The following is a 26,875-nucleotide window of genomic DNA, read 5'->3' as shown; positions in this document are numbered from 1 at the left end:
GGAGAGGGGAGCCCATCACATCCCCCACATCCCCCCCGCACCGCACCATCCCTCAAACGCCCATAACGAAGGGATAACCATGATTGCCGCGCCCTGACGATGGCGCGACCATCGGCCTCAATAGATTGCAGCGGCATTACAAAATGCGGGTGCCCCACGAGCCGGCCCGCGCGTCACAGAAGTAGTCGTAGAACGAACTCTGGGAGACACCATGCAAGTCTATGACAGCCTCGTCTATATCTGCGCCATGTTGCTGCTGTGCATGTATGCCTATCTGGGCGTGCAGTCGCAGAGCCTGGCGTTCAAGTACGTCTCGCCGGCCATCGTCGGCGTGCTCGTCTTTGCCTATTCGCTGATGCCGATGCGCCCTATTGGCTGATGCCCGCAGGGCGTTCTCGCATCGTGTTCATGCGCCTGCGCGAAGCAGGCCGCTGATGGCCGCGTGAAGTTCGCCGGGCACTACGGGCTTGTGCAGCAGCGCGGTGCCGCCAGCGTGGACATTGCGCAGGCGATCGGCGGCGGTATCGCCGGTGATGATGATGGTGGGAATCTGGCGGCCCGCGCGTTCGCGGATAGCCGCCGTTGCCTCGTGGCCGGTACGCTGACCGCGAAGGCGATAGTCCGCCAGGATCAGGTCGGGCACGAAGCCGCTGTCGACCACGGCGAGCGCGTCTTCTTCGGTTTCGGCGGTGCGGCTCGGACAGTTCCAGACAGAGAGCAGTCCGGCCATCGCCTCGCGGATGGCGGCGTCGTCGTCAATCACAAGGACGCGCAGGCCGTCGAGCCGCACGGCGATGTCGGGATGCGCAGTTTCCTCGGGCGCCGTCCAGGCCAGCGGCAAGCGCAGCCGGAAGACCGATCCCCGGCCGGGGACGGACGCCACCGTCACGCGCGTCTGCATCGTGCGCGCAAGTCCTTCGACAATCGCGAGTCCCAGCCCCAGTCCCTTGCGCTGGTCGCGCTCCGGATTGCCGAGCTGGTGGAATTCCCGAAAGATCTCGACGTGCTGCGCAGCGGGAATGCCGATGCCGGTATCCCAGACTTCCACCGACACATGAAAGCGCCGGATCCGGCAACCCACGAGCAGCCCGCCGCTGTGTGTGTAGCGGATAGCGTTGGCAATCAGGTTGCGCAGGATGAGTTCGATCAGCGTGGGGTCACCGAACAGCGTGGCCGTGGTGTCGCGCGTGCGGTAGACCAGGCCGCGTTCGTTGGCTTGCGGCGCGAACTCGTTTTCCAGCTTGTGCAGGATCGGCTGCAGCCGGAAGGGTTTGGGGCGCGGCGTCACCACGCCGGCATCGAGCTTTGAGAAGTCGAGCAGCGTGTTCAGCATCTCGCGTGCTGCGCCAGACGATGCCTCGATGTGGTCAAGCAACTGGCGCTGATGAGGGTCGAGCGACGTGCGGCCCAGCGAGACCAGGAACAGGCCAAGTGCATGCAGTGGCTGGCGCAGGTCGTGGCTGGCCGATGCCAGGAATACAGACTTGGCGCGATTCGCTTCTTCGGCGGCGCGCTGCGCATGGCCCGCACGTGCGGTCTGGTTGCGCAACTGTGAAATCAGCTCCACGTTCTCGAAGCGCAGCGCAATGGCATGCGCAGCTACGCGCGAGTAGTTGCGCGCAAACACGATCAGCACAAACAGGTAGAGCGGCGTGCCGAGGAACATCGGCAGGTAGGCCACATCGTGCGTGTTCAGGAAGACGATCCACACCGGCACGATGGCAGGCACGAAGAAGCCCACGGCCACGGGCAGGCAGGCCGAGAAGACTGCCAGCGCGGCGGCGCTCATACCGGCGATCAGCGACAGCACGCAGATCACCACCGCCGGCGAGCGGATATCGAGATAGAGCCATGCGGCCAGGCCCCACAAGCTGCCGATCAGCACCAGCATGGCGGTCATGGCGCGGGCGTAGCGGCCCGACCCGGATTCGGTCAGCCGGCCCGGCAGGGCGAAGCGGCCAAAATGCGCGAGGGCGCAGAGCGCCACCGTCGCGGTGGCCCACGGCAGGCCGCCCGGGTGTCCATCGGTCAGCGCCAGCCCTAACCCCAGGATCAGCGCGGCCAGTGAGCAGCCGAGCATGGCCATGCCGAAGCTCTGGTCGATCAGCTCCATCTGCCCTGTGAGCAGGCGCGGCTCGGCGTAACGGGGAAGCAGGGGCAGGCGGCGCAGCAGGGGCGGGAGCGACAGGGCCATGGTTGCGCGGAATCAGCGCTGGGCCTGCACGAGGCCGCGCCGCTGCGCTTCCAGAATGGCCTCCACGCGGCTGACCACGCCCAGGTGATCGAGGATCGCCGCCACATGAACCCGCACCGTGTTTTCGGACAAGCCCAGGTGATAGGCAATGACCTTGTTCGAGCGGCCCAGGTTGAGCTGGTTCAGCACTTCCAGCTGGCGCGGTGTGAGCTGGCTCGGCTGGTACGCGGATGTGGCCAGGGTGCGGTGTTCCTCCGCGGGAAAATGCGTGCCGCCCGCCAGGCAACCCGCAATGGCTTGCTCGATCTCGTGCGCATCGGCGGACTTCGGCAGGAACCCGGCAATCTCGCGGCGCGCTTCGGCCGGGATCGCCTCGATGCCGGAGGTGCCCGAGACGATCACGATGCGCGCGGCCGGAAAGTGCCGCCGCAGCACCCGTATGCCCTCGATCCCGTTCAGGCCAGGCATCTGGATATCGAGCAGCACGATATCCACGGGTTGGGTGCCATGCTGCTCCACGGCCTGCATCACGGCGCCAGCCTCGATGATCGACGCCACGCTGGGGCTGTCGGCCAGCAGCAGCTTCAGGCCGGTGCGAAACAGGGTGTGATCGTCGATAAGCAGCAGGCGGGCGCGCGACATGGGGGCAGGACGCAAGTGGCGGAAACGGCAGGTTCCTGATTGGACTGGATTCGACGCGGCTTGTCCATGCCCGCACGGCCTCGATCGATAGAAGTAGTCCGGAAAGATTATTGGCAGCGTAGTGGGCGGGTGACAGAGTCGGCCATGGACAAATTCCGCGACTTGTCCATACCACTTCTCATACCCGCTACCTCCCGGCTGCGGGTATTTTTTTGTGTGGCGATTGAGGACGTCAGGCGGCCTTGCCTCGGCCTTTGACTTCCTGAAGTGATCTATGACAATCACGGATAAGTGGCGCCGAAGTCCCCCACTCACCGTACCCCTCACGCAACAAACGCCCGATACCCCTCTTTTCATGTATTGCAAACGGTACATGCAATGCTGTTACAATCGACACGTTTGCTTACAAAAAGTGATTTTTGTAGCAGAAAAAATAAATATATCGGGGTGGAGTCTGCTATGAAGGTTGTCGTTCCCTTCCTGTTTTCCGCATTGGTTGTCGTTGCCGGGTGTGCACAAAGCCCGGAGTCGCAGTTGGCGCCGCGTTCGCAGACGGTGCGTCTGTGCAATGGCAATAGCTGCACGGATCAGGACCGCCGTATCTCGACGTTCCAGGGCGCCCCGGTGGATGCCGAGGCCGAGCGGCGCTTCAACGCGCTGGTGCAGGTGGCCGAGCGCAATCCGAACGCGGCCTATGACCTGGGTTTGCGCCTGCTGCGTGGCGATGGCGTGGAGCGCAACAGCTACCAGGCAATCGAATGGCTGCGCAAGGCTGGCGACAACGGCCACGTGCAGGCCCAGTTGGCGCTGGGGCGTCTCTACCTGATGGGTTTCGAGGAAATGGGCTCGGACCCCGCCGAGGCGGAAGCCTGGCTGACCCGTGCGGCGGCCAAGGGCAACAAGGAAGCCGCCGAACTGATTCCGCAAGCGCAGGCCGCCAAGAAGGACGAGCAGGCCCTGTATCGCGTGCGCGAAGCCTATCGCAAGTCCTGGATCGGTTGGTACAGCGGTTATCCGTACTACTACGTCTGGGGCAATTCCGGCTGGTACCTGCGTTAGGCATGGGTTGAGGCCTGCGGCAGGTTTGCCACGCAGGCCACTTCCGCCCCCGCTCGCGCCGGAACCCTTCCCGCGTGGGCATCGCTCCCTGAATCTCTTATCTATCCGTCTACAGGAACGCGTTTCTCATGCAGAAGAAGACATCTTTGCGCCTGGCCACCCTGGCCGCTTCCCTGGTTCTGGCAGGTTGCGCCGGCATGCCCGGTGGCGGCGGTTCGATCACCACCGGCAACGCGCCGACGGCCGCCACGGGCGCTGCGGGCGGCGCCACCAGCGTGAATGCCAATCCGACGCTGGAACGTTGCGACAAGCCGCTTGGCACGCTGGCGGTGGACGATGGCCGGGGCAAGGAGTGGTATGCGAGCTTTGGCGCGGCCACCAAGATCACGACCATCGAGCCGCTGATTCGCCTGGCCGTGCAACAGTCGAACTGCTTCGTGATCACGTCCGTGGGCAACAATCGTACCGAGAGCAAGCTCACCGCGATCACGGACAAGCAACGCAACTCGGGCGAGTTCCGCGCCGGTTCGAAGCAGCAGAAGGGTCAGCGCGTGGCCGCCGACTACTACATGGAACCGGCCATCATCATCGACAACGATCCCACGGGCCAGTTGGCCGCGGGCGTGGGCAGCCTGTTCGGCAGCGTGGGTGCGCTGGTGGGCGGCGCCATGTCGAGCAAGGTCTCGGTCGTGACGCTGACCATGATGGACATCCGCTCGGGCGTACAACTGTCGATCTCGGAAGGCAATGCGACGGCCACCAACTTCGGTGCGGCGCTGGGCGCGTTCGGCGGCGGTGCCGCTGGCGGCCTGGGCGGTTTCTCGCGCACGCCGGAAGGCAAGGCCACCGTGGCGGCGTTCATGGACGCCTACAACAACATGGTTGTCTCGCTGCGCAACTACAAGGCCCAGGAAGTCAAGGGCGGCCTGGGTCGCGGCGGCCAGTTGAAGGTCGGTTCGTAATCTGCCTCGCTGATCTCCTGGCCTGCCCTGGCGGCAGGCGGGAGATCGAGCCGCCTCGTCCTGAGGCGGTTTCTTTCCAGCTTGATGTTTGGGTCGACGTTCTAGTCGATTAGCCTGCCGTCCGCATCGAAGAACGGATGCAGCGGGCCGTGGTCGCCGCTGGCGGCCAGATGCGTGACCAGTCCGTGCGACGGGTGCCACCAGTGCAGCAGGTAGCCAGGCGGCTCCATGCGAAAGCGCGACGCGGCTTGCGGGTCGAGGTCGAGCGCCACCTGATGGGCCGGGCCCGGTGCGGTCATCGCAATCGTGCCGCCGAAGCGTCGCGTGATGTGCCGATGCAAATGGCCGCAGATCACGCGTTCCACCTGCGGATGGCGGGCGATAACCGCTTCCAGCGCGGCGGCGTTGTCGAGCCCCTGCACGTCCATGTGTCCGATCCCGGTATGAAAGGGCGGATGGTGCAGCATGACCAGCGTCGGGCGCACGGGAGCGGCATTCAGCGTGGCGTCGAGCCAGGCCAGGCCATCGGGTTGCACGCGGCCGCCGGGCTGACCGGGCTGCGTGCAGTCGAAGCCGATGAGCCGCAGCGGTCCGGCATCGATGGCGTAGTGCATCGGTGCCTCGCCATCTCCGGCTTCGAACAGGTAGTCGTGATCGGGAAAGACGCGCCGCAGCGACGTGCGGTGATCGTGATTGCCGGGGAGCAGTTTCACCGGCATCGGCAGGCGCTGCAGGATATCGCGCAGGAAGCGGTATTCGTGCTCGTCGCCGAAGTCGACCAGATCGCCGGTGACCACCACGATGTCGGCCAGTTGCGGTGCGGCCAGGATGGTGTCGATCAACGCATGCAATGCACCGGCAGTGTCCACGCGGCGATAAGACAGCTTACCGCCCGCCTTGATATGCAGGTCGGTGATCTGGGCGACGAGATAGGGTTTGCCGAGCGCGTCAGGCGTGTTGGGCGTGTTGGACGTGGCTACGGTCATGCGGCTTGTGGAAGGGTGATCAGGTGATTGGTGTCGATGCGCAGGCCCACGCGCTGGCCGGTCTGCCAGGCGTCGCGCCGTGCCGTATCGACGATGAGCGGTGCACCGGCGCCGACATCCACCAGCAGACGTGTGTGATCGCCGAGGAATAGCGCGGTCACGATCGCGCCTTCTACATGCGCGTGATCGGCCTCGACCAGCGTGACGTCCTCGGGGCGGAACATCAATCGCACCGATGCGGACACCGGCATCTCCTGTGGCGGGCCCATCGGCACGGTGCCGCCCGGCACACGCCAGCGGCCGGCTTCGGCTTGCCCTGTCAGATGGTTCATCGTGCCGATGAAGTCCGCCACGAAGGCATTGGCTGGCTGGCGGTAGATATCCTGCGGCGTGCCGGATTGCGCAATGCGGCCACGGTCCATCACGATGATGCGGTCGCCCAGCGCCATGGCTTCGGCCTGGTCATGGGTGACATACACCGCCGTGATACGCAGGCTGCGCAGCAACTGGTTGATATCGGCGCGCAGGGTGTCGCGCAGCTTGGCGTCCAGCGCGGTGAGCGGTTCATCGAGCAGCAGCACGCGCGGCTGCACGGCGATGGCGCGGGCCAGTGCCACACGTTGACGCTGGCCGCCCGATAGCTGATCGATGCGCCGGTCCGCGAGCGGTTCCAGATGCATCATCGCCAGCATTTCGTCCACACGGCGACGGCGCGTGGCGGCATCGGTGCGGCGCACACGCAGGCCATAGCCGATGTTCTCGGCCACGGTCATGTTCGGAAACAGCGCGTAGTTCTGGAACACCATGCCCACGCCGCGCCGCTCGATGGGTTGGTCCGTCACACGCGTATCGCCGAACCAGATCTCGCCGCCGGCATCGGCTTGCTCCAAACCGGCGATGATGCGCAACGTGGTGGTCTTGCCGCAGCCCGAGGGGCCGAGCAGCACGACCGTTTCGCCAGCGCCGATGTCCAGGTCGAGCGGTTGCAGCGCGACGGTGCCATCGGCAAAGGTCTTGGCGCACTGGCGCACGCGGATCGAAGTCGGTTCATGCATGGCGGGTCTCGGCGGCAGGGCGCGTGGTCGTTTGGGGGGAGGTAGCGAGCGGGGCAATGGACTCGGCAACGGCATCCGGCGTGTGGCGGCGTGCGCGAGCACCCAGCGCACTCATCCACTGCATGAAGACCAGCAGCGGAATGATCATCACGAAGAAGACGATGGTGTAGGCGGAGCCGATTTCCAGCCGCATCGACGCGTAGCTGTCGGCCAGTCCTACGGGCAGTGTCTGCGTGGTGGGGGTATGCAGCATCCACGTCAGGTTGAATTCGCCCATCGACAGCGTGACCACCATCAACGCGCCGGCCAGGATGCCCTGGCGGCAGTTCGGCAGCACCACGGTGAAGAAGCGTTGCATCCGCGTGGCGCCCAGGCTGGCGGCGGCGTCTTCGAGCGTGCGGATGTCGATGGCCGAGAGAATCGCCAGCACCGATCGCACCATGAACGGCAGCGTGAACAATACGTGACCGATCAGGATGAATACCCAGCTTGTGCGCAGCCCTTGCAGGCTGCCGTAGAGCAGGATCAGCCCCAGCGCGGTAGCCAGACCCGGCACCGCCACGGGCAGCATCAGCAGTTCCTCGATCAGCCGCGTCACGCGATTGCGGCGCAGTGCCATGTAGTACGCGGCAGGCACGCCGATTACCAGCGTGCAGGCCAGGCAGGCCAGCGCGATGCCCACCGACAGAAAGATGGTGTTGCGATACAGCGACCAGACTTCGACGAGCCAGCGCGTGGTCAGCCCGCTCGACAGCCCGACGAAGATGTTGTTGGTGAGGCCGGCCAGCACGGACAGCACCACGGGTACGGTCATGAATGCGCAGACGGCCAGCGTGAGTGCGAGTTGCAGCCAGTATCCGGTGCGGCGGGGTTGGGACGTGACAGATGTTTTCATCGATGAAGTCCCTCAGGCCGTGGCGGCAACGGCGTCGCCGGAGTACCAGCGCGCCAGCGCCAGCAGGGCCCAGGTGACTACGCCAAGCAGGATCGACAGCGCGGCGGCCATGCCGAAGTTGGCGTAGTTGGTGAACTCGTTGTAGATGGTCAGCGGCAGCACGTCGAGTTGCGTGGCCAGCGTAAAGGCGGTGCCAAACGCGCCCATGCTCGTGGCAAAGCAGATGGCACCGCTCGACAGCATGGCCGGCATCAGCGCAGGCAGCATCACGTCGCGCACCACGCGCCACGGGCTGGCGCCCAGCGAGCGGGCCGCTTCTTCCAGCGAGGTATCGAGCTTTTCCACGGCGGCCATCACGGTCAGGATCACGCGCGGAATCGAAAAATAGAGGTAGCCGACGAACAGGCCGACCAGCCCATAGGCAAAGGTCCAGCGCTCGCCAACGAGTGCATCGCCGATGTTGGCAAGCAGGCCGTTGCGTCCGCCGAGCATGATGACCATGAAGCCGATCACCACGCCGGGGAACGCCAGCGGAAACGTCAGCATGGCCACCAGCATGGGCTTGCCCGGCACGGAGTGGCGCTGCAGGAACGTGCCCGAAATGCCGGCGATCACCAGCGTCGCCAGCGTAACGAGCGCGGACAGCACCACGGTGACCAGCAGGCTGTGCAGGTACCGTGGGCTCGACAGCACGATCCAGTACACACCCGCGCCCTGCTTGCCCGTCAGGCTGACCTCGATCAGCCGTGCCATCGGCAGGCAGAAGAACGCCAGGAATACGACGAGCGCTGGCAGCGCGAACAGGAAGAGGGCGGGGGAGCGTTGGGTCATGATCGAGGGTGGGCTGCGCGGACTTAGCGCACTTCCTTCAGGTACTGGTCGCTGAATGCCTTCTGCACCTGGGCCATCTTGCCGAAGTCCACGGGCTTGGCGCGTGCGTAGTCAGCGGCCGGCAAGAAGCGCGACTGCACCTCTGCTGGCATCGGCACGTTGCGCACCGGACGCAGGTAGGCGTTGGCCCACAGCGCCTGGCCTTGGTCGGACAGCACGAAATCCAGCACCTTGCGGCCGTTGTCGGCATGCGGCGCGTTGTTGACCAGGCTCATCACATACGGCACCACCAGTGAGCCTTCCTTCGGAATCACGAAGGCCACGTTGGCGCGGTCCTTGTACTTGGCGCGATAGGCGTTGAAGTCGTAGTCCAGCAGGATGGGGATTTCACCGGAGAGCACGCGCGCATAGGCGGTCTGCTTCGGCACGATGGGCTGGTTCTTCTGCAGGTCGCGGAAGAACTTGAAGGCCGGGCCGAAGTTGTCGAGCGTGCCGCCCAGGGCCTGGTTCACGGCCACGGCGCCCACATAGCCGACGAACGCGCTGGCCGGGTCGAGATAGCCGATCAGGCCCTTGTATTCGGGCTTGAGCAGGTCAGCCCACGACTGCGGCACGGGTTTGCCGCGCAGCGCATCCACGTTGACCATGAAGCCGAGCGTACCCGAGTGGATGGCGAACCAGTTGCCCTGCGGGTCCTTGAGACCGTCGGGGATGTCGTTGAAGTGCGCGGGCTTGTACGGCTGCGTCACGCCATCGGCCTTGGCCTGGATGCCGAAGGTCACGCCGAGGTAGGTCACGTCGGCCACGGGGGCGGCCTTCTCGGCCACGAGTTGCGCGAGCGACTGGCCCGAGTTCTTGTTGTCGTGCGGCACGGTGACGCCGGTCTTTTCCTTGATCGCGCGGATCTGCGCGGCCCAGTCGGCCCATTCCGGCGGGCAGTTGTAGCAGATGGCGGTCTGCGCGGCGGCGCCCTGGCTGAACGTGGCAGCAAGCGTGGCGGCGGATGCGGTGATGGCCAGCCAGCGCAGCGGGCGGCGCCAGAAGGATTGCGTCGACATGTAAGGCTCCCTGGTGAGGTATCGGATAACGGGGTGAGTCTGACGAAGGTGCGGCAACAGCGAACAAAAACTCGAAGTCAGGCGGGCGGACCGACGGTGCCATCGATACGCAGCGCATGCGGCAGCAGCAACGCGCTGTCATCGGCGCCGTTCTGGGTCATCTCTTCGATCCTGGCACCGGCGCCCTGATGGCCCAGGCGGCGCAGCAGGCGCGCAATGGCCTGGGCGCCGATATCGGCGTTGGGCTGCACGACGGTGGCCAATGGCGGCTCGACGAGCGCCCCGAGCGCGATGCCGTCGTAGCCGAGCACCGACACATCGCGCGGCACACGCAGGCCCAGGCGTTTCAGGTCGGAGATCACGCCGATGGCGAGCAGGTCGTTGGTGCAGAAGAATGCGGTAGGCGCGGAGGTGGTCCCCATCAGCGCGCGAATCTGGTCGGCGTTGCTGGCGGTGTGCGAAGGCAGGTTGACCGGTTCGAGCACCGGCAGGCCGTTGGCCTGCATCGCATCCTCGTAGCCGGCAAAGCGCTGCCGTGCACGGTCCGATGCGGTGAAGGCGCCTGACACGACAGCGATGCGCTGGTGCCCGGCGGCGATCAATGCCCGGACGCCTTCGGCGGCGCTGGTGCGGTTATCGACGGAGACGGAATGGCGCGGCTGCCCATTGGGTTGCCCATTCGCACGCATGGTCACCTGGTTGTAGGCCAGCACGTATGGCACGGCTTCCTGGTCGAGTTGATCGAGCACGTTGCTGTCGCAGGCATCGGCCACGGTCAGGACCATGCCATCGACGCGATGCCGCAACAGATATTCCACCCGCTCGCGCTCGCGTGCCGGATCGTAGTTGCTCGTCACCAGCATCAGGGAGTAGCCTGCGGACATTGCCGCTTCCTCGATGCCGCGCCAGCATTCGGCAAATACGGCGTTGTCGAGGGTGGGCAGCATCACGCCGATGATGCGCGTCTGCTGGGCGCGCAGCTTGGCGCCGAGGAGGTTGGGGCGGAAGGACAGGCGCCGTGCGGCGTCATGTACGCGCTGGGCGGTGGCCTCGCGCACCAGTTGCGGATGGCTGAAGACGCGCGAGGCGGTGGCCAGCGATACCTTGGCGGCCAATGCCACATCGGCCAGGGTCACGCCATGGCCGGGTTCGGCCGAAGCAAGGCGGGGCGTGAGTGCGGCACGACGGGATGGCGGCATGGTTCCTCTCGGATCGATCGCTCGAACACTCAATGAAAACGTTTTCATTGAAGCGCCGAAAAATCAGGCGTCAAGGAATATCTGCGCTGCACTGCCGCAATTTGGTCAGTGCAGACTCCCGCGCCTGTCATTGCCGCGCATTGTCACGGGCACGTGTGACGGGACGATGACAGGCGGGAATTGGCGCGCCGCCGTTACTTCGTCTTGGGTGCCGCGCTGAACGTTTTGTTGGCGATCTTCCACACCCCGTCGATCTGCAGCAGATTCATATAGTCAGTAAAGACCACTTCCGGATAATCGAGCACGATCTTGGCCGTGGCCGCATTGCCCACCACGTCGAAGCTCGCGATATGGCGGCGGCGCTGCGCCTCGTCCGGCTGCGGCTCACCCTGGAAGCGCTTCGAGAATTCCTCGACGGTCAGCGAGTGCAGGGCGCCGTCGCGGAAGGAAATGATGCGGGCGTCGGCGTGGAAAGCCGCGAAGATAAACTCGGCCCGGCCTGTGCGATGGGCTTCCAGGTATTGCTCCAGCGGGGCAAGGGCGGGAATGTGCTGCGAGGTGGCGGCGGGGTTGGTCATGCTTGTCTCCGGTTTGTCTGGGGTGGAACGGCCGATCATTGTATCCGTAAATTGTATGCAAAATAGTGGGTGCGTCGACGGATGCTGGCCGGGCCACCCTCCCAAAGCAGTAGGCGGCAACACTCAAGTCGGGCTGGCGGATGCCGATAGATCAGCAGTGGGAGTGGCATCTGCCCACAGCTGATTCGTACAAGAACGATACCTAGCCTGTTTGAGCGCAAAGCCTTGTCACGACCTCTGACGCCCTCCATTGCCGATTGCCTCGAACACAAATTGCTGCGGCCGGTATTCCAGCCGATCGGCTCGCTCGTCACGGGCGATGTATTTGGTTACGAGGCACTGATCCGCGGCCCGGCAGGCTCGCCGCTGGAGAGCCCTATCGCGTTGTTCGCCGAAGCGGCGCGCGTGGGCAAACACGTTGCGCTGGAGCGGCTGGCCGCGCGTATCTCGATCCGCACGTTCATGGACCTGGGCCTGCCCGGCAAGCTGTTCCTGAACTACAGCGCGGATTCCCTCCGCGACATCGAAGATACGCGTGACGAGGTACGCGTCTTCCTGCAGGGGCAGGGGCTGCCGTCGGACCGCATCGTGCTGGAACTGACCGAACAGGCGCCGCTGGGGCCGATGGAAACACTGGCCAAGGCCGTGTTCTCGATCCGTAGCCGGGGCGCGCAGTTCGCGCTGGACGACTATGGCACCGGCCACGCCAGCCTGGGGCAGTGGATCGCCTTGAAACCGGACTACGTGAAGATTGCCCGCGTGATCATCGACGGCGTGGCATCGTCGCCGTTCCAGCGCGAGGCACTGCAGGCGCTATGCAAGCTGGCACGTACATCGGGCACGCAATTGATTGCCGAAGGGATCGAACGAGAGGACGACCTCGTGGTCTGCCGCGATCTGGGCATCGACCTGGCGCAAGGTTACCTGCTGGCGAGACCCTCGCCGGAACCGCCGCTGACGTTGTCGGACGCGTCGCTGCGGGCGCTGCATCGGGGACGGTTGCGGTTGGCGAAGTAGGGGCTGAATTTCGCCCCTCTCCCGCCTTGCGGGAGAGGGGCGCAAACAAAGATGGGAAGACAGGCTTCTACAACGCCGCAGGCGCCGAAGCCGCGGCCCCGCTCGCTTCCACTGGCTCGACCTCCACCTCCGAAGCCGGCACCGCCTCCACCACCTCACCCGGGTCCAGCGCCATGCCGTTGTCGGCGGCAACCGATGGCGACGAAGCCGGTGGCAACGCCTCCGCCTCGGTAGTCGGCAGCACAGGCCGCCGTGGCGTAGGTCTCGGCGCCGACACCGCTTCTTCAGCTTTCTTCGACGCGAACAGCTTCTGATACCAGCCGCGCACCGTATCGGTCAGTCCCGAATACCAGGTCCGCTGATCGACTTCCGCAAAGCGGGCGCGACCATCCACCACCCGTGCACGGATGGCGCGCTGATAGAAATCACCGACGATGGGTAGCGCGCTGTGGGCGCCCTGGCCCCAGTAGTCGCTGCGCAGCGTCACGCGGCTGTCGTTGAAGCCCACCCAGGCACCGGCCACGAGCTGCGGATGCATCAGGATGAACCAGCCGTCGGCGCTGTCCTGCGTGGTGCCGGTCTTGCCGGCCACGTCGGCGCGGATGCCGTAACGGCTGCGGATGGCCGTAGCCGTGCCCCGGTCCACCACGTCACGCATCACGTCGAGCAACGTATCGTTGGCCGTGGCCGACAGCGCGCGCTCTGGCGAGGCAGGCCGGAACTGCGCCAGCAGGTTGCCTTCGCGGTCCTCGATGCGCGTCAGCATCGACGGGGCGATGTACTGCCCGCCATTGGCGATGGTGCCGTAGGCCGACACCATTTCCCTGAGCGTGACCGGACTCGTTCCCAGCGCCAGTGACGGTACTTCTTCCAGCTTGCTGTCGCGCACGCCCATGGCGCGTGCCAACCGCGCCACGCGCTCGGGCCCGATGGTCTGCACGAGCTGCGCGGTGATGGTGTTCTTCGAATAGACCAGTCCGTCGCGCAGACTCATGGCGCGTCCCGTTGGCGGGGATTCGTCGGCAGGGCGCCAGATTTCGCCGCCGGCGAGTTTCATTTCCACGGGCTGGTCGATGAACGTTTCGTCGGGGCTTTCGCCGCGAGCGAACGCGGCGCCGTAGACAAACGGCTTGAACGTGGAACCAGGCTGGCGGCGCGCCTGTGCCACGTGGTCGAAGGCGTCGACGCTGAAGTCGCGGCTGCCGACCCAGGCGCGGATCTCGCCCGAGGCTGGGTCCAGCGCCATGAAGCCCGCCTGCACGCGGGTCTTGGTCTGACGCAGTGTCTGCATGAATGCGTTGTCGCGCATCAGGTGCTGCAGCACCTCGTCCTCGGGCTGCCCGGCCGCCACGGCGTTGCGGAACTCGGGGGTCTCGCGCACGAACGCCTGCACCAGTGCGCGGCTCTCCCCCCATCCTGCACGTGGTGCCCATGCGGCATTGGCAATCGATTGAAGCTGGTTGCCCTGGCGCGCCACAGCCTGGTTGGCTGCCGCCTGGAGCCGCGAATCGATCGTCGTGCGGATGACCAGTCCGTCCGTATAGAGGTTGTAGTCGTGGCGGTCTGCCCACGCGATCAGCCATTTGCGCAGTTGCTGGGCAAAGTGGGCGGCCGGGCCCGGCTCCTCCACCTGGCGCTCGAAATCGATCCGCAGTGGCCGCTTGACGAGGATCGCGTAGCGTCCGGCGTCCAGCTTGCCGCGCTTGACCATCTGCCCGAGTACGACATTCCGGCGCTCCAGCGCGCGCTGGGGGTTCTGCACCGGGTTGTAGTAGCTGTTGCCCTTGAGCATGCCGATCAGCGTGGCGGCTTCAAGCACGTCGAGCTTGCGGGCGGACTTGTCGAAGTACGTGCGCGCGGCCATCTCGATGCCGAACGCGTTGTACAGGAACGGCACGGTGTTCAGGTACGTCTCCAGGATTTCTTCCTTGGAGTACAGCGCCTCGATCTTGAACGCGGTGATGGCTTCCTTGAGCTTGCGCGTCATGGTGGGCGCCCGGCCGATATCGTCCGGATACCGGTTGCGCGCCAGCTGCTGCGTGATGGTGGACCCGCCCTGACGGTCGCCCGAGAACGTGTGCAGCGCGGCGGAGGCCGTGCGGCGCCAGTCCAGCCCATGGTGCTGATAGAAGCGATGGTCCTCGGTGGCGATCAGTGCATCGACCACGTTGGGCGAGATATCGGCCAGGGTCACCCAGTCGCGATTCGCCCAGCGGTAAACCGCCAGTTCCTTGCCGTCGGCCGAGAGGACCTGGGCGGGCTGTTCGGACTTGGCCTTGCGGATATCGCTGATGCCCGGCGTGAACGGGATCAGGACGATGACATAAAGCAGGAACAGCGCCGGGATGGCAGCGACAGCCAGCAACGCGGTGCGCCGGGTAGGGCGGTGCAGGTGCTGGCGCAGCGGTGCGAGCCGTGGGGCGATATGGGTCTTGTAGAAATCCGGGCGCATCGAGGCAGGCAGGGCGGACGCGGGCAAAACGCCACGAAACCGTCAAATGCCTTTCACAGAAAGGCTGCATCGTACCAAACCGCGGATCGGGAAAACCCGTATGTTTTGGTGCGAAAAAACAACGAGACGCGGCTTTTCGATGTACTCGCACCAAAGTGCGGCCAGACCGTCACATGAATTTCACATTCGATTGAAACAATTCGCCTGCCCCCAACGGTCATCGTTTCCGAAAGTGACAGAAATGTAAGGTTCACACAGCCGGGACGAGGCGGGGAAGCATCTCAATGTCTTAACAAAACGAGAAACTCACAGTGAAGAAAGCTCTATTTGCGCTGGCAGCTGCAGGCGCCTGCACCCTCTCCGGCGTGGCGTCGGCCCAGTCGGCTTCCAACGTGACGCTGTACGGTATCGTCGATGCTGGCGTCGAATTCGGCAACCACGTGACCCAGTCCAACGGCGCTGGCCAACCGGCCACCGTGGGCAATTCGGTCCGCATGAGCTCCGGCAACCTGTCGGGTTCGCGTTGGGGCCTGCGTGGTGCGGAAGACCTCGGCAACGGCCTGAAGGCGATCTTCACGCTGGAATCGGGTTTCGACATCGACACCGGTACGTCGGGCCAGGGCAGCCGCCTGTTCGGCCGCCAGGCTTTCGTCGGCCTGCAAGGCACGTTCGGCGCCGTGACCCTGGGTCGCCAGCAGAACTCGCTGTACGACCTGTTCGGCGCCTACGACCCGATGGCTGTCGGCCCGAAGTTCTCGCTGAATTCGGTTGACTCGGCCTTCAACGGCCGCGCCGACAACGCGCTGAAGTACACGGGCAAGTTCGGTGGCCTGACCACCACGGCCTTCTACAGCACGGGCCGCGACAACAACGGCGAAGTGCCGGGCGACTACAAGGCTGGCCGCAACTTCGGCGCCGGTGTGGCCTACGCCGCTGGTGGCTTCTCGGTGGGCACCGCCTACGACCAGTACCAGGGCGCCACGACGGCTGTCTCGGACAAGGCCGTCAAGCGCTGGGCCCTGGGTACGTCGTACGACTTCCAGGTGGCCAAGGTGTTCGCCGGCTATCGCTGGATGCGCGATGACGGCATCGCCAGCGCCACGACTGCCGCCACGCGCAACAACGTGTACTGGGTGGGCGGTCTGTACCGCGTGACGCCGGCCCTGTCGCTGACGGGTGCCGCGTACTACCAGGACACCAACAACAGCGACAACGATCCGTGGATGTTTGTGCTGTCGGCCGACTACGCGTTCTCGAAGCGTACCGACGCATACCTGAACATCGGCTACACGAAGAACAAGGGCAACGCCGCCCTGAGCATGAGCAGCTCGATCCCGGTTCAGGCAGGTTCGAACCAGACCGGCGCCGTGGTCGGCATCCGTCACCGCTTCTAAGCAGGAGACACCGGCAGACGGGGCCTTTCCCCCCGCCCCTGCCGGATAACAAACGCCCCTCACCCGACTTGGCGGGAAGAGGGGCGTTCTGTTTTGGGGGGCGCGTTCGCAGGGTCAGTTGGGCACGGCACCGTTGTCCGAGGCGCGCAGCCGCTCCAGCGAGCGCGTGAGCATTGCACCCTCCTCGGCATCCACCGTAGCGTGAAGCGTCTCTATGGCATGGTGCAGCCGGTCACGGTCAGGGCGCGACAGGTGGCGCGCGGTCTCCATCGCTTCCAGTTCCTTGTCCACACGCTTGGTCAGCTTGCGCACGAACTCGGGATCGAGCTGGCCCTGGCTCGCACCATGGGCGATGTGATAGATCAAGGCGGCCAGACCGTCGGCGGTGGTTTCCGTGCTGGCAGGAGGATTGCGTTTCATGGCGACTCCGTTTTGCTGGTCTGTTTCATTCTAGAGAGTCCACCGATGGAAAGACGTTGCGATGTGTTTCCGAAGTGGGGCGAATGTGGCGCCTGAGCCGCTACGCTTTCTTATTGCCGAAATATTTCATCACCAGAATGTCACGCAGCCGGTTCCGCAGTACAAGTCGGGAACCTCGGATGCGACCGCAGTCGCCTCGGACCGGCGTGGATGCCTTGTCGTTAAGCCACGGAAGCTCACGGTTGCAGACAGAAGCGCCGGGCATGGCGAGGACCTTTGTGTAGAGCGGGGAATCGGGCCGTCTTCAGGACGGCTCTTTTTATTTGGGGCACTGCAACAGCCCCCGCACGTTCCGGCGTGATCGACGAATGTGATTGCTGCTGTGCATCGGCATCATCGGAATATGCAAATGGCCCGGTGCCGGCCAGGCTCATACCATGCGTGGGCGCCCCCTCACCCCGTCGCTCTTGTGGCGATATCGAGGAGATCCCCCCAAATGGCAGCACCTCGCTTCCCTCGTTTTTCCCGTATTCACCTGGCCGTGCTCGGACTGTCCGCCGCGCTGGCCGTACCTGTCGCCGCACAGACCATGACCCGCGACAACGGTGCGCCGGTCGGTGACAACCAGAACTCGCAGACCGCAGGACCGAACGGCCCCACGCTGCTGCAGGATGTGCACCTGATCGAGAAGCTGCAGCGTTTTCACCGCGAACGCATTCCGGAGCGCGTCGTGCATGCGCGCGGCACCGCCGCACAGGGCGAGTTCGTGTCCGCCGGTAACTTCTCGGATCTGACCACCGCCAGCCTGCTGGCCGCGCCGGGCAAGGTCACGCCCGTGACGGTGCGGTTCTCAACCGTGATTCATGGACGCGGATCGCCCGAGACCGTGCGGGACCCGCGCGGGTTTGCCACCAAGTTCTACACGGACCAGGGCAACTGGGACCTCGTCGGCAATCACACCCCGATCTTCTTCATCCGCGATGCGATCAAGTTCCCGGACATGGTGCATTCGCTCAAGCCGTCGCCAGTGAGCAACCTGCAGGACCCGAACCGCTTTTTCGATTTCTTCAGCCACCAGCCCGAAAGCACGCACATGCTGACGCAGCTGTATTCGGACCTCGGCATTCCCGCGTCGTACCGCAAGATGCAGGGCAACAGCGTGCATGCGTACAAGCTCGTGAACGCCAAGGGCGAAGTGAACTATGCCAAGTTCCAGTGGCGGCCCCAGCAGGGCGAGGCGTACCTGACCCGTGCCGAGGCGGCAAAGATCCAGGGCATGAATTTCAACAACCTGACCGCGGATCTCTACATGGCCATCGAGGAAGGCCAGCATCCGAAATGGGATCTGTACGTGCAGTTGATGAAGCCCGAGGATCTGGCGAAGACGCAATACGACCCGCTCGACGCCACCAAGATCTGGCCCGGCATCCCGGCGAAAAAGGTCGGCACGATGACGCTGAACAAGGTGCCCGATAACTTCTTCGAATACACGGAGCAGTCGGCGTTCGCACCGTCCAACCTCGTGCCCGGCATCGAGCCGTCCGAGGACCGCATGCTGCAGGGCCGCCTGTTCTCGTACTACGATGCGCAGACCTATCGCCTGGGCGCCAACAAGCAGAAGCTGCCGGTGAATCGTCCGCGGGTGCCGGTAAAGAACTATCAGGTGGATGGCTACGGCGATGCCGATGGCACAAAGGGTGACGTGAACTACCAGCCGTCGCGCCGGGCCGGGGCCTACTCGGAGAATCCGCACTATCAATATATGCGTACGCCGCTGACCGGCACCACGCAGACCCAGGCCATCGCCCGGACCGATAACTTCAGCCAGGCCGGTGATTACTACCGGGCCTTGCCGGCGTCGGGCAAGACCAACCTGATCGGCAATCTGGCGGCCGACCTGGGCGTGGTGAAGAGCAGCGAAGTGAAGCACGTCATGCTGAGCCACTTCTACAAGGCCGATGCCGACTACGGCAAACGCCTGACGGCAGCAGTCAAGGGCGATCTGGCCGAGGTGGAGCGCCGCGCGACAAGTCTCAAGAATTGAGATCGCTATAGATACGTAGGCGCATGAAGGATGGCAGCCTGCCACGGCGGCTGCCTATACTGGCTGTGTCGCGCACCTGCGCACCCTGGCGGGAGTCAACCATGCTGGAAGCCACGCGGAAAGCCATGCCGAAAATCGCCGTCCTCCTGCTCGTGCCGATATGGCTGGCCGGCTGTGTGTCGGTCAGCAGCAGCGATCCCAATCCGCCGCAACGTACCACTGTGGTCACCCCGGCACCGGGCACGACCACGGTCTGCAATCCCGGACCCTGCTAGGGTGCTGTTTCCGTAACGTCGCGGATCTGGCGCATGATGCCTTCCGCGAACAGCACCGGGCCGAGGATCGGAATGCCGGCCTCGCGCAGCGCATCGGCAGTCCACGTATTGCAGGTGTAGAAACCCGCGTATCGCGCCGTGGCCCCGAAATACAGCCCGCCCGTATAAGGGCCGTCGCCGAGACTCACCGGCGCGCCGCTGGCATTGGTTTGCACGCTGCGATTCAGGAAGGCGCGCAGGCGCTGGATGCCTGCGGCGTCCACGTCGAGCCGTACCACGTTGTCCTTGCCGAACGCGGCAGCGGGGGTGTCCCGCAGGATCGTCAGCAGCAGCACGCCCTCACCGGGTAGCAGCGCAGAAAGCAGCGTCATCGGGCCGCGCTCGCCGCTCATCAGATAGTGGCGATCTCCGAATCCGAAGCAGAGATAGTTCGAGCCTTCGTAGCCCACGGTGACGCGCAGCAGTTGCGCGTCGGCATCGACCGTGCGGATACAGACGTCGGTATGCCAGTCGCGTTCCACCACGTCGATGAAAGTCACTGGCGGCGCGGCACGCGCGGCTGGCGTGGCGCATCCCGCCAGCAGGAGTGCTGCGGCGATGGCTACCGCGAGCGGCAACCGGCGGGCCGGTGTCATGGCGCGCTTGCCGTCGGCACGGTGCTTTCGACCAGTCCGATCATGGCCGTGCGGAACGCTTCTGCATCGGCACCGGCTGCCACCTCCAGCGCGGCCCGGTCGAAGGCTGCGGAGAGCAGGGCGGCCAGCGCATCCACCGGCGCATCCGATGTCGAAACGTTCAGCAGGCCCTGCCCGACAGCGGCTTGCAGCCCTTCGCGCAGTGTGCGGCCCGCATGTTCGGCATCGAGCGCGAACATTGCCGATGGGCCGAGCACGGCGGGTCCGTCGACGAGCAGCAACTGCGTGCGTCCCGGCACTGTCATCGCCGCAAGGTAGGCCAGACTGCCGGCCACGAGCGCATCGCGTACGGGCAGGTCGATGGGCGCGACGTGCTCGATCTCGGCAGCTACGGCGCGCGCTTCATCGTCGAGCAGGGCGCGGAACAGGGCCTGCTTGTCCGCGAAATGGTGATACAGCGCGCCGCGCGTGATACCGGCGGCGGCTACGATCTCGGGCGTCGATGTGCCGGCATAGCCCTTTTGCACGAACAACTGCCGCGCCGCCGCCAGCAGGGCAGTACGAGTGGCCTGCGTGCGTTCCTGGTTGGAGCGCGCTTTTGCGTCTTGCATACATGCAGCCTGTATGTATATGATGAAGAAAGATACAGTCTGTATGTTACGTCAGGCACGCCGCCTCAGCCAACCCTGGAGACAACACGATGAAGACCACCAGCTATTACCCCGTCATCATGACCCGCAACGTGGCCGATACCGCGGCGTTCTACCAGCGCCATTTCGGATTTCGGCCGCTGTTCGAGGCGGACTGGTACGTCCACCTTCAGGCCGAGGCCGATGCACAGGTCAACCTCGCCATCCTGGATGCCGACCACGACACGATCCCCGCCGAGGGACGCGGCAAGACGGCGGCGGGGTTGCTCATCAATTTCGAGGTGGAGGATGTCGATGCCGTGCACGCGCGCCTGAAAGACGCCGGCCTGCCGATCCTGCTGCCGCTGCGAGACGAAGCATTCGGGCAGCGCCACTTCATCACCGCCGATCCCAACGGCGTCATGCTCGACATCATTACGCCCATCGCCCCGTCCGCAGAGTTCGCGGCGAGCTACGACGATGACGCGCGGCCGGCCTAGCCCAATGCCCATCCGCCCAGCGCGCAGCCAGCCACCACCAGCCACGGCGGCACGCGCCATACCGTCAGCGCGATCACGGCCAGCACCGCCAGCGCGAAGTCGGGGGCCGAGTGGACGGCGCTGATCCAGACCGGATCGTAGAGCGCCGCCAGCAGCAGCCCCACCACGGCGGCGTTGACGCCGGCCAGCGCCGCGCGTGTGGCAGCGTTGCGGCGCAGCCGCTCCCAGAATGGCAGCGCGCCGAAGACCAGCAGGAAGGACGGGGCGAAGATCGCCACCACGGCGAGCAAGCCTCCACCCCATCCGCCCATGCGCGTATCCGCCGCGCCGAGGAATGCGGCGAACGTAAACAGCGGTCCCGGCACGGCCTGTGCGGCGCCGTATCCAGCGAGGAAGGTATCGGCGTCGACCCACCCCGGCGGCACCACGGCGGCTTGCAGCAGGGGCAGCACCACGTGGCCGCCGCCGAACACCAGCGCGCCGGCGCGGAAGAAGGCATCGAACAGTGCCACCGCATGATGGGTGGAAGCCTGCGCGGCCAGTGGCAGCAGCACCAGCAGCGCGGCGAAGGCCAGCAGGCAGACCACGGCCACCCCGTGTCCGACCGGAATCGCCAGCGGCTCATGGGAGGCAGGGGCTTCGGCGCGGAACAGCCGCGTGCCGATGACCCCCGCCAGCACCATCGCGCCGACCTGGACCCACGGCGACGGCATCAACAGCACCGCGGTGGATGACAGTGCCATCATCGACAGGCGCGGCGTGTCGGGGCATAGCGAGCGAGCCATCCCCCAGACAGCCTGCGCGACCACGGCTACGGCGGCCAGCTTGAGGCCGTGCAACGCGCCGGCCGGGATGACGTTGCCGAAGTGGGACAGCCCGATCGCAAAGAGGATCAGCGCCACCGCCGACGGCAGCGTAAAGCCCAGCCACGCCGCCAGCGCCCCGCCGTAGCCCGCGCGGGACAACCCGATGACCATGCCCACCTGGCTACTGGCCGGACCCGGCAGGAACTGGCACAGCGCCACGATATCCGCATAGGACGACTCGCTCAGCCAGCGGCGGCGCGTCACGAAGGCTTCCCGAAAATAGCCGAGATGCGCCACCGGCCCGCCGAACGAGGTCAGGCCCAGGCGCAGGAACACGGTGAAGACTTCGAGCAGGGCACGCATAGGGGCGGGGAGGGCTGTGGTGCCGCGAGGGTAGCATCGCCAGACGTCGTGCGCATGTCGCATGTCAGCGTTTGCCCGACGGCGCAGGCGAGGCAAGTGCCGGTAGACTATGCGCCACGCGCCGGGGGTCACAGTCCTGTCGAGAGCCTGGCGCGCAAGAAAGCATTCCCTCGGGTTTCCACTTTGCGGAACGCGCCCCATGCACGCTACCGGCAGGTCCCCGCTTTCGTTGTCTGTCTCGTTTGCGCTGAAGGGCTGGCTCCTGCCGCCCGCCATCGTCCTGTCCACGCTGTCGTTGCCAGCCGGGGCCGACGAGACCACGCTGCCCGATGTGGTGGTCAGCGCCAACCGCGCCGAGCAGCGCCGCTTCGATGCGCCCGCTGCCATCGACAGTATTCCGGTCAATCCCTTCACGGCCACGTCGCCACTGGTCAGCCTGTCCGAACTGACGCTGACCAGCCCCGGCATTGCCGTGCGCGACCGCCAGAACTATTCGCAGGATCTGCAGATTGCCGTGCGCGGGTTTGGCAGCCGCTCTACCTTCGGCGTGCGCGGGGTGCGGCTGTTTGTCGATGGCATCCCGGCCACGATGCCGGACGGGCAAGGGCAGGCGTCCACGTTCGACCTCGCCAATGCCAGCCGTGTGGAAATCCTGCGCGGACCGTTCGCGCAGATGTATGGCAATGCGTCGGGCGGCGTGGTGCAGGTCTTTACGCCCGATCCGCCGAAGTCCGGCTTCACCGGGCGCGCCTCCACCGGGTTTGGTTCCGATGGACAGTGGCAGGCCGGTGTGATGCTGGGCGGCGGCAATGAGAAGCTCGGTGCCACGCTCGATGCGTGGACCTACCAGACCGATGGCTATCGCGATCACAGCGCGGCGCGCCGTTATCAACTCAACGCCAAGATCGTGGCGCAGCCGACCACATCCACGAAGATCACCGGCCAGTTCAATTACTTCAGCCAGCCGCTGGCCGAAGACCCACTCGGGCTCACCCGCGCGCAGGCCGAAGCCAATCCGCGCCAGTCGATTGCCGCCGCCACGCAGTTCAATACTGGCAAGGACGTGGAGCAGACGCAGGCCGGTGTGGTGGTCGAGCATCGACTGACGGAGCAGGACAACCTGAACTTCCGGCTCTATGGCGGCGGTCGGCAACTGACCCAGCGGCTCGGGTTCAGTGGCGCGGCGCCGACCTCGGCGGGCGGTATCGTCGATCTCGATCGTACTTACGGAGGCGGTGCCCTGTCGTGGACGCGCAAGACCACGGCCAACGGGCTGCCGCTGCAATGGACGGCAGGTATCGAGGCAAATGGCATGCGCGATGCCCGCCATGGCTACGTCAACAACAACGGCCAGCAGGGCGCGCTGCGTCGTGACGAGACTGATGAAGCGGCAGACTATGGTGCTTTCGCCCAGTTCAACTGGACCGTGCATCCAGCGTGGGAAATCGTTGGCGGCATGCGTGCCAGCATGGTGCGGCTGCGGATCGACGATCACTACATCACGGCAGCCAGCCCTGACGACAGCGGCACGTCCACGTACCACAACGTCAGTCCGGTGCTCGGCGCCGTCTGGCATGCGCACGAGACGCTGAATGTCTACGCCAATCTCGGGCGTGGCTTCGAGACGCCGACGCTGACGGAGGTGGCCTATGGCCCGGGCGGCACGGGCGCGAACCTGGGGTTGCAGGCATCCACCAGCCGACAGGGCGAGATCGGCATGAAGTGGCAGTCGGGCGGCCAGCGGGTGGACGTGGCGCTGTTCGATGCAGATAGTCATTCGGAGGTGGTGCCGCAATCCAACGACAACGGCCGCACGGTCTACCAGAACGTGGACGGCGTGCGCCGGCGCGGACTGGAACTCGGCTGGCGCGGCGCGTTTGGCGCGGCACAGCGGCTGACCGCAGGACTCGGCTATACCTATTTGTCGGCGTACTTCGGCGAATCGTTCGTCAACGCGCAGGGCGCGACCGTGGCGGCGGGCAACCGGTTGCCGGGCACGGCACGGCATAGCTTTGGCGCCGAGGTGGCCTACCGGCCGTGGGGACAATGGATGGTGGGCGTGGAAGCCAAGGCGGACAGCAAGGTCTACGCGGACGATCTCAACACGCAGGCCGCGCCGGGCTATTTCATCGTCAACCTGAAGACCGGCTACACGTTCAAGGTTGGGGCCACGCAGCTTTACGTTTTCGGGCGCATCGACAACGTGGCGGACCGGCACTACATCGGCTCGGTCATCGTCAACGAGGCCAACGGGCGCTACTACGAACCCGCGCCGGGGCGGCGATTCTTCGTGGGATTGCGGGCATCGATGTAGCAGCGGTCATCGTGCCCCCCCTTGCCAGCGCCGTGATGAGCGCCTAAGGTGGCGGTTCTGGCCGGCATCACGCCGGCAGCCCCCGCCCTCAGCCGTCATGCCGTCCGTCACACCCCCCGTCGATTCTGCTTCCATGCCTCACGATCCCAAGCTGCGCATCATGCTGTGGGTGGTGGCGGTGGGGTTCTTCATGCAGACGCTGGACTCCACCATCGTCAACACCGCGTTGCCGTCGATGGCGCGCAGTCTGGGCGAGAGCCCGCTGCGCATGCAGTCGGTGATCATCGCGTATTCGCTGACGATGGCGGTGATCATTCCGGCGTCGGGCTGGCTGGCCGATAAGTTCGGCACGCGCACGATCTTCCAGATTGCCATCGGTCTGTTCGTGCTGGGATCGCTGTTGTGCGCGTGGGCGCCCACCTTGCCGTTCCTGACCGCCGCGCGCGTGGTGCAGGGCGCGGGCGGGGCGATGCTGCTGCCGGTGGGGCGCTTGTCGGTGCTGCGTACATTTCCGCGCGAGCAGTATCTGCAGGCGCTGAGTTTCGTGGCCATTCCGGGCATGATCGGTCCGCTGATCGGCCCGACACTCGGTGGCTGGATCACGCAGACGTTTTCGTGGCACTGGATCTTCCTGATCAACGTGCCCGTGGGCATCATCGGCGCGCTGGCCACCATCCGCTACATGCCCAACGCGCGGCTGCCCGGCATCGGGCGATTCGATGTGGCCGGCTACGCGTTCCTGGCCATCGCGATGGTGACGCTGTCTTTTTCGCTCGACGGATTGGCGGGCATGGGCTTCCAGCACGCCACGGTACTGATGCTGTTGATCGCGAGCATGGCGGCGCTCACCGCCTACGTGTTCCACGCGCGCCGCAGCACCATGCCGCTGTTTCCGCTCCAGTTGTTCGGTATCCATGCCTTTAGCGTAGGGCTGATGGGCAACCTGTTCGCGCGGATCGGCAATGGCGCCATGCCGTTCCTGATTCCGTTGACGCTGCAGATCAGCCTGGGATATTCGCCGCTCAATGCCGGCCTGATGATGGTGCCGGTGACGGTGGCCGGCATGGCGTCGAAGAGCCTGGCGACGCGGCTGATCGAACGCTACGGCTACCGGCGCGTGCTGGTGGTCAACACGTTCGTCGTCGGACTGGTGATGGCATCGTTCGCGCTGATCTCGCCCACGTTGCCACTGCCGCTCACGCTGCTGCAACTGGCGATCTTCGGTGCGGTGAATTCGATCCAGTTCACGGCCATGAACACGGTCACGCTCAAGGACCTGAGCGGCGTGACGGCCAGCAGCGGCAACAGCATGCTGTCGATGGTGCAGATGCTGGCAATGAGCCTGGCGGTGACCTCAGCCGGGGCGCTGCTCGCGACGTTCCAGGCGGGTATCGGCTCGCATCACTTCGATGTGTTGCCCGCCTTCCATGCAACGTTCCTGTGCGTGGGGCTGATTACGTCGGCGTCGGCGTGGATTTTTATGCAGTTGGACGCGGAGGTGGCGGTGCCAGCGAAGGCACAGCCGTCGGAAGAGGTTTGATTTACCTCGTTCTCTCTTGGTTTGCTCCCCTCTCCCACGTTGTGGGAGAGGGGAGCAGACCATCAGTGAGTCAGTTCCCGAAATACCCCACAAACCTCCCCATGATCGGCGACAGCACCCCCGTCCGATGCGCCATCAAGATATGGCTGGCCGCATCCGGCCCCGCGATCGGCCGATACGCTACGCCCGGAATCCCGGTGCGTGAGTAAATCTCCGGCAACACCGATACCCCCGCACCGCTCGCCACCAGACCGATGATCGTGGTGGCTTCCCTCGCTTCCTGTGCAACGTTGGCTGCGAAACCTGCGCGGTTGCACAGCGTCGTCACATGATCGAACAGTCCACAGCCGAGTCCGCGCGGGAACAGCAAGAAACGTTCAGCCGATAGCGCACCGATATCGATATCGGCATCCTGCGCGGCCAGCGGATGCGCAACGGGCAGCACGGCGACGAGCCGATCCACCAACACCTCGCGCACGGTGATGCTCGCGGGTGGACGGAATTGAGGGGAAGGTCGCAGGAACGCGATGTCGATCTCGCCGTGTTCCAGTTGCTGCAGTTGCTGCCCCGTGGACAGATGCACGAGTTCGAGCCGTGCATGGCGATGCGCCTCGCGGAACGCATGGACGGCGCGCGGGAACATGTCCTGCATCGGCACCGACGCGGTAAAGCCCACGCGAATCTCGCCAGCCTCGCCGGATGCCACCTGCTTCACCACCTCGCGCGCCTCGTCCAGGTTGGCCAGCGCGGCGCGCGCTTTCTCCAGGAACAGTTCGCCAGCCGGGGTAAGCGCCACGTGGTGGCGGGAGCGCTCCAGCAGCAGACTCCCCAATTCATCCTCAAGTGCCTTGATCTGCACGCTCAGTGGCGGCTGGCTGATGTGGAGGCGCCGGGCTGCCTCGCTGAAGCTCAGCGCCTCGGCCACAGCCACGAAATAACGGAGTTGGCGAAAGTCCATGATAGGGATTCGGAATAACAAGCCATCTGAAAACGTATTGGACAGTATCACGACCCGAACTCAGAATGC

Annotated in this window: 25 protein-coding genes; 10 read left to right on the top strand and 15 right to left on the bottom strand. The window is 65.1% G+C overall.

All coding sequences use genetic code 11. From position 1 onward, the window contains the following. Window positions 1-211 precede the first annotated feature (211 nt). Complete coding sequence (locus tag FFS21_RS32135; protein WP_171020470.1) at window positions 212-379, top strand: hypothetical protein; 168 nt, start codon at window positions 212-214, stop codon at window positions 377-379. Window positions 380-406: 27 nt separating this feature from the next. On the opposite strand, the gene FFS21_RS22320 is transcribed toward FFS21_RS32135, so the two are convergent. Both FFS21_RS22320 and FFS21_RS22315 read right to left on the bottom strand, forming a co-directional pair. Next, window positions 407-2,194 carry an ATP-binding response regulator gene (locus FFS21_RS22320; RefSeq protein WP_137926910.1) on the bottom strand — a complete coding sequence of 596 codons (1,788 nt, stop codon included), beginning with the start codon at window positions 2,192-2,194 and terminating at the stop codon, window positions 407-409. Window positions 2,195-2,206: 12 nt separating this feature from the next. Then, window positions 2,207-2,836 carry a response regulator gene (locus tag FFS21_RS22315; RefSeq protein WP_137926909.1) on the bottom strand — a complete coding sequence of 210 codons (630 nt, stop codon included), beginning with the start codon at window positions 2,834-2,836 and terminating at the stop codon, window positions 2,207-2,209. A 459-nt stretch (window positions 2,837-3,295) separates the two neighbouring features. Here FFS21_RS22315 and FFS21_RS22310 point away from each other — a divergent pair, with 459 nt between their 5' ends. Both FFS21_RS22310 and FFS21_RS22305 read left to right on the top strand, forming a co-directional pair. Next, window positions 3,296-3,895 carry a tetratricopeptide repeat protein gene (locus FFS21_RS22310; protein WP_137926908.1) on the top strand — a complete coding sequence of 200 codons (600 nt, stop codon included), beginning with the start codon at window positions 3,296-3,298 and terminating at the stop codon, window positions 3,893-3,895. Between the two features lie 128 nt (window positions 3,896-4,023). Further along, window positions 4,024-4,857: a hypothetical protein gene (locus FFS21_RS22305; RefSeq protein ID WP_137926907.1), complete on the top strand. Its 834-nt coding sequence runs from the start codon at window positions 4,024-4,026 to the stop codon at window positions 4,855-4,857. A 101-nt stretch (window positions 4,858-4,958) separates the two neighbouring features. Here the strand turns inward: FFS21_RS22305 and FFS21_RS22300 are convergent, their stop codons facing one another. The 7 genes from FFS21_RS22300 to FFS21_RS22270 all read right to left on the bottom strand — a co-directional run bounded on the left by FFS21_RS22300 (window position 4,959) and on the right by FFS21_RS22270 (window position 11,459). Next, window positions 4,959-5,843: a phosphodiesterase gene (locus FFS21_RS22300; protein WP_137926906.1), complete on the bottom strand. Its 885-nt coding sequence runs from the start codon at window positions 5,841-5,843 to the stop codon at window positions 4,959-4,961. Beyond that, window positions 5,840-6,898 carry an ABC transporter ATP-binding protein gene (locus tag FFS21_RS22295; RefSeq protein WP_137926905.1) on the bottom strand — a complete coding sequence of 353 codons (1,059 nt, stop codon included), beginning with the start codon at window positions 6,896-6,898 and terminating at the stop codon, window positions 5,840-5,842. The genes FFS21_RS22300 and FFS21_RS22295 overlap by 4 nt, the downstream gene beginning before the upstream one ends. Continuing rightward, the gene (locus FFS21_RS22290) at window positions 6,891-7,793 is read right to left on the bottom strand and encodes an ABC transporter permease (RefSeq protein WP_137926904.1); all 903 of its coding nucleotides are present in this window, start codon (window positions 7,791-7,793) and stop codon (window positions 6,891-6,893) included. The genes FFS21_RS22295 and FFS21_RS22290 overlap by 8 nt, the downstream gene beginning before the upstream one ends. A gap of 12 nt (window positions 7,794-7,805) precedes the next feature. Continuing rightward, window positions 7,806-8,624, bottom strand: coding sequence for an ABC transporter permease (locus FFS21_RS22285; RefSeq protein ID WP_137926903.1), 819 nt, complete (start codon window positions 8,622-8,624; stop codon window positions 7,806-7,808). 23 nt (window positions 8,625-8,647) lie between these two features. Beyond that, the gene (locus tag FFS21_RS22280) at window positions 8,648-9,682 is read right to left on the bottom strand and encodes an ABC transporter substrate-binding protein (protein WP_137926902.1); all 1,035 of its coding nucleotides are present in this window, start codon (window positions 9,680-9,682) and stop codon (window positions 8,648-8,650) included. A 77-nt stretch (window positions 9,683-9,759) separates the two neighbouring features. Further along, window positions 9,760-10,881 carry a substrate-binding domain-containing protein gene (locus FFS21_RS22275; RefSeq protein ID WP_137926901.1) on the bottom strand — a complete coding sequence of 374 codons (1,122 nt, stop codon included), beginning with the start codon at window positions 10,879-10,881 and terminating at the stop codon, window positions 9,760-9,762. Between the two features lie 194 nt (window positions 10,882-11,075). After that, window positions 11,076-11,459, bottom strand: coding sequence for a nuclear transport factor 2 family protein (locus tag FFS21_RS22270; protein ID WP_137926900.1), 384 nt, complete (start codon window positions 11,457-11,459; stop codon window positions 11,076-11,078). 225 nt (window positions 11,460-11,684) lie between these two features. Between FFS21_RS22270 and FFS21_RS22265 the strand changes: the two genes are divergently transcribed. Continuing rightward, window positions 11,685-12,476, top strand: a complete 792-nt coding sequence (locus tag FFS21_RS22265) for an EAL domain-containing protein (RefSeq protein ID WP_237380457.1) — start codon at window positions 11,685-11,687, stop codon at window positions 12,474-12,476. Window positions 12,477-12,543: 67 nt separating this feature from the next. Here FFS21_RS22265 and FFS21_RS22260 read toward each other — a convergent pair whose 3' ends face one another. Next, the gene (locus tag FFS21_RS22260) at window positions 12,544-14,928 is read right to left on the bottom strand and encodes a penicillin-binding protein 1A (RefSeq protein ID WP_137926913.1); all 2,385 of its coding nucleotides are present in this window, start codon (window positions 14,926-14,928) and stop codon (window positions 12,544-12,546) included. Window positions 14,929-15,239: 311 nt separating this feature from the next. On the opposite strand from FFS21_RS22260, the gene FFS21_RS22255 reads away from it, so the two are divergent. Further along, window positions 15,240-16,322 (top strand): porin, encoded by a 1,083-nt coding sequence (locus FFS21_RS22255; protein WP_137926899.1) that lies wholly within the window; start codon window positions 15,240-15,242, stop codon window positions 16,320-16,322. 114 nt (window positions 16,323-16,436) lie between these two features. Here FFS21_RS22255 and FFS21_RS22250 read toward each other — a convergent pair whose 3' ends face one another. Then, a complete protein-coding gene (locus FFS21_RS22250; RefSeq protein WP_137926898.1) occupies window positions 16,437-16,742 on the bottom strand; it encodes a hypothetical protein in 306 nt (101 codons plus the stop codon). Window positions 16,743-17,238: 496 nt separating this feature from the next. On the opposite strand from FFS21_RS22250, the gene FFS21_RS22245 reads away from it, so the two are divergent. Together FFS21_RS22245 and FFS21_RS32130 are read left to right on the top strand one after the other, a co-directional pair. After that, the gene (locus FFS21_RS22245; protein ID WP_137926897.1) at window positions 17,239-18,786 is read left to right on the top strand and encodes a catalase; all 1,548 of its coding nucleotides are present in this window, start codon (window positions 17,239-17,241) and stop codon (window positions 18,784-18,786) included. Between the two features lie 125 nt (window positions 18,787-18,911). Further along, complete coding sequence (locus FFS21_RS32130; protein WP_160473570.1) at window positions 18,912-19,061, top strand: hypothetical protein; 150 nt, start codon at window positions 18,912-18,914, stop codon at window positions 19,059-19,061. On the opposite strand, the gene FFS21_RS22235 is transcribed toward FFS21_RS32130, so the two are convergent. After that, window positions 19,058-19,696, bottom strand: coding sequence for a DUF2459 domain-containing protein (locus FFS21_RS22235; protein ID WP_137926895.1), 639 nt, complete (start codon window positions 19,694-19,696; stop codon window positions 19,058-19,060). The two genes, FFS21_RS32130 and FFS21_RS22235, sit on opposite strands and share 4 nt — an antisense overlap. After that, window positions 19,693-20,307 (bottom strand): TetR/AcrR family transcriptional regulator, encoded by a 615-nt coding sequence (locus FFS21_RS22230; RefSeq protein WP_137926894.1) that lies wholly within the window; start codon window positions 20,305-20,307, stop codon window positions 19,693-19,695. The genes FFS21_RS22235 and FFS21_RS22230 overlap by 4 nt, the downstream gene beginning before the upstream one ends. A gap of 89 nt (window positions 20,308-20,396) precedes the next feature. On the opposite strand from FFS21_RS22230, the gene FFS21_RS22225 reads away from it, so the two are divergent. Next, on the top strand, window positions 20,397-20,825 hold the full coding sequence (locus FFS21_RS22225; RefSeq protein ID WP_137926893.1) for a VOC family protein: 429 nt from the start codon (window positions 20,397-20,399) through the stop codon (window positions 20,823-20,825). On the opposite strand, the gene chrA is transcribed toward FFS21_RS22225, so the two are convergent. Next, window positions 20,822-21,994 (bottom strand): chromate efflux transporter, encoded by a 1,173-nt coding sequence (gene chrA, locus FFS21_RS22220; RefSeq protein ID WP_137926892.1) that lies wholly within the window; start codon window positions 21,992-21,994, stop codon window positions 20,822-20,824. The genes FFS21_RS22225 and chrA overlap by 4 nt on opposite strands. A gap of 199 nt (window positions 21,995-22,193) precedes the next feature. Here chrA and FFS21_RS22215 point away from each other — a divergent pair, with 199 nt between their 5' ends. Further along, window positions 22,194-24,308: a TonB-dependent receptor family protein gene (locus FFS21_RS22215; protein ID WP_137926891.1), complete on the top strand. Its 2,115-nt coding sequence runs from the start codon at window positions 22,194-22,196 to the stop codon at window positions 24,306-24,308. 133 nt (window positions 24,309-24,441) lie between these two features. Next, window positions 24,442-25,848 carry a multidrug transporter subunit MdtD gene (gene mdtD / locus FFS21_RS22210; protein WP_137926890.1) on the top strand — a complete coding sequence of 469 codons (1,407 nt, stop codon included), beginning with the start codon at window positions 24,442-24,444 and terminating at the stop codon, window positions 25,846-25,848. A gap of 70 nt (window positions 25,849-25,918) precedes the next feature. On the opposite strand, the gene FFS21_RS22205 is transcribed toward mdtD, so the two are convergent. Beyond that, window positions 25,919-26,806 (bottom strand): LysR substrate-binding domain-containing protein, encoded by an 888-nt coding sequence (locus FFS21_RS22205; RefSeq protein ID WP_137926889.1) that lies wholly within the window; start codon window positions 26,804-26,806, stop codon window positions 25,919-25,921. Between the last annotated feature and the right edge of the window lie 69 nt (window positions 26,807-26,875).

The organism is Cupriavidus sp. 2SB, from assembly GCF_005503625.1.
Classification (GTDB): Bacteria; Pseudomonadota; Gammaproteobacteria; order Burkholderiales; family Burkholderiaceae; genus Cupriavidus.
Note: the sequence above shows the minus strand (reverse complement) of the source record. Positions and strands in the feature narration are given on the sequence as shown.